Origin of the sequence: Patulibacter medicamentivorans (assembly GCF_000240225.1) — a bacterium.
Taxonomy (GTDB): domain Bacteria; phylum Actinomycetota; class Thermoleophilia; order Solirubrobacterales; family Solirubrobacteraceae; genus Patulibacter; species Patulibacter medicamentivorans.
The window spans coordinates 1-2,679 of record NZ_AGUD01000236.1 but is presented as its reverse complement, the minus strand read 5'-3'; the positions used below and the strand labels follow the sequence as shown (position 1 = coordinate 2,679).

The 2,679-nt window shown below is 78.4% G+C and carries 3 protein-coding genes; all 3 read left to right on the top strand.

Going from position 1 to position 2,679, the window contains the following annotated elements; genetic code table 11:
• The coding region (locus tag PAI11_RS15560) for a DeoR/GlpR family DNA-binding transcription regulator (RefSeq protein ID WP_211656605.1) at window positions 1-504 on the top strand (504 nt) is incomplete at its 5' end.
• Window positions 501-1,763, top strand: a complete 1,263-nt coding sequence (locus PAI11_RS15555; protein ID WP_007576481.1) for an MFS transporter — start codon at window positions 501-503, stop codon at window positions 1,761-1,763. The genes PAI11_RS15560 and PAI11_RS15555, both read left to right, overlap by 4 nt.
• Before the next feature lie 36 nt (window positions 1,764-1,799).
• On the top strand, window positions 1,800-2,429 hold the full coding sequence (locus tag PAI11_RS15550) for an HAD family hydrolase (RefSeq protein ID WP_007576480.1): 630 nt from the start codon (window positions 1,800-1,802) through the stop codon (window positions 2,427-2,429).
• Window positions 2,430-2,679 lie beyond the last annotated feature (250 nt).

Here is a 2,679-nt window from a genome sequence, read left to right as displayed (position 1 = left end):
GCCGCGGCGGCGGCCGCGCGGCTACCCCGCCACGGGCTGCTGGTGCTCGGCGGCGGCTCGACGATGGTCGAGCTGGCCGCCCACCTGACTCCGGCCCCCGGGCTGCAGGTGCTGACCCCGAACCCCGCGGCCGCCGTCGCGGCGGCGGCCGCCGGGCTCGAGGTCGAGCTGATCGGCGGCCGGATCGAGCGCGAGCGGGTCGTCGCCGGCGGGGCGCTCGCGGCCGCCCAGATCGCGGCCGCCCGTCCCGACGTCCTGGTGCTCGCCCCCTGCGCGCTCGACGCCGGCGGCCTGACGATGCACGATCGCGACGAGGCCGAGCTGGTGCGGGTCGCCGCCGGCAACGCACGCGAGGTGATCGCGGTCGCCGACGCCGCGCGGGTCGGGACCGTCGCGCCGTGGCCCGCGCTCGCGCTCGACCGGGTCGACCTGATCGTCACCGACGCCCCCGCCGCCGCCAGCGCGCGGCTGGCCGCCGCCGGGCCGCAGGTGCTGCGCGCGTGACGCTCGACGACCCCACCCGCCGCCGCGCCCACCGCGCCGTCGTGGTCGCGTTCCTGGCCCACGGCGTCGTCAGCGGCAGTTGGTTCGTGCGGATCCCGGACCTGCGCGACCTCGCCGGGCTCTCCGACGGCGGGCTCGGCCTGGTGCTGGCGGCGCTCGGGATCGGCGCCGTGGTCTCGATGCCACTGGCCGGTGCCCTGGCGACGCGCCACGGCAGCGCGCCGGCGATGCGCTGGCTGCTGCCGCCGCTGCTGGCCGTGCTCGCGCTCGCGGCCCAGGCCAGCGCGCCGCTGACCCTGGCGCTCGGCTCGCTGGCGTTCGGGGCGGCGCTCGGCGCCCACGACATCGCGATCAACGCCCACGGCGTCGCCGTCGAGCACGAGCGCGGGCGGCCGGTGCTGAGCGGGATGCACGCCGCGTTCTCGATCGGGACGCTGCTCGGCGCCGGCGTCGGCGCGCTGGCGATGGCCGCCGACGTCGCGCCGCGGGTCCACCTGCTCGCGATCGCGGCCGTCACCGCGCTCGCCCTGCTCGCCTACCGCCACCTGCTGCCCGCCGCGGTCGATCGCCATCGGACCGCCGTGCGCGCGGTCCCGCCGACCCTCGGCGAGCGGCTGGCTCCGCTGCGCCGGCGCTGGCTGCTGGCCTGCGCGATCGCGGCGATGGCCAGCTTCATCGCCGAGAACGCGGTCGGCGAGTGGAGCGGCGTGCTGCTCCGCGACCACCGCGACGCCTCCCCCGCGCTGGCCGCGATCGGCTTCCTGGCGTTCTCGCTCGCGATGACCGTCGGCCGGCTGACGGGCGACCGGATGGTGGCCGCGCTCGGCGACCGCCGGACGCTGCTGCTCGGCGGCGCGCTCGCCGGCACGGCCTGGGCGTTGGTGGCGCTGGTCGACGACGCAGGGGTGGCGATCGCCGCCTGGGTCGTGGCCGGCCTGGCGCTGGCCAACGCCGTCCCGATCGTCTTCCGGGCGGCGGGCGCCCGCCGCCCCGTCGGCCCCGACGGTCGGCCGGCCCCGGTCCCGGCGCAGGCGCTGGCGGCGGTCTCCGGCCTCGGCTACGCGGGCGGGCTGCTCGGACCGTCGCTGATCGGCGCCGTCGCCGAGCTGCTCGACCTGCCGACCGCGATGCTGATCCCGGCGCTGCTGGCAGCCTCGATCGCCCTCCTCGCCCGCTCGGCGACCGGTGGCGAGCGGCTGCCCTCGACCGCCGCCCGTTCGCGCCCTGCCGCCAATGCCTCGCCCACGCCGACCGCCTGACCCCGAACCGATGACCGCGACCCCCCTCCCCGCCCCGTGATCGCCGCGATCCTCTCCGACCTCGACGGCACGCTGGTCGACTCGACCGGCGCCGTGCTGCGCGTCTGGCGGTCCTGGATGGCCGACCGCGGCGTCACGCCGCCCAGCGAGCACCCGCACGGGGTCCCCGCCCGCGAGGTGGTCGAGATGCTCGCGCCGCAGCTCGACGCCACGCGCGAGGCGGCCGACCTCGAGCGGCGCGAGATCGCCGACCTGGAGGGCGTGATCGCGCTGCCCGGCGCCCACGACCTGCTCGATCCCGCGGCGGCGGCCGGCCGGCCGCCGGTCGCGATCGTCACCTCGTGCACCGGCCCGCTGGCCCACGTCCGCCTGCGCGCCTGCGGCCTGGCCGTCCCCGACGTGCTCGTCACCTCCGAGCGCACCGCCCGGGTCAAGCCGCATCCCGACCCCTACCTGCTCGGCGCCCACGAGCTGGGCGTCGACCCCGCGGCCTGCGTGGTCCTGGAGGACGCATCGGCCGGAATCGCCGCCGGTCGCGCGGCGGGCATGCGGGTGGTCGCGGTCCGGGGCACCCACGACGACGACAGCGCCCTGGCCGGCGCCGACGAGATCTTCGACGACGTCGCGGCCTTCCTCGCCACGCTGCCGGCGCGCATGCTCACCTGAGCGCGAGATCCCGCCGCACCAGGTGGCGAGATCCGAAGCGTCGACGCGCGCCTCACGCCACACCGGCGGATGTGAGGTGCGCCTAGACCGAGGAGGTCGCCGCCGGGAAGCGAGAGCCGTGCTCGGCACTGCCGAGCGCACCAGATGGCGGGACGCGCCGGTCTACGCGCGCCCCGCGCCGCCCGCCGCGGGTGGATGCGAGGCGCACGTAGACCGAGCAGGTCGCCGCCGGGAAGCGAGAGCCGTGCTC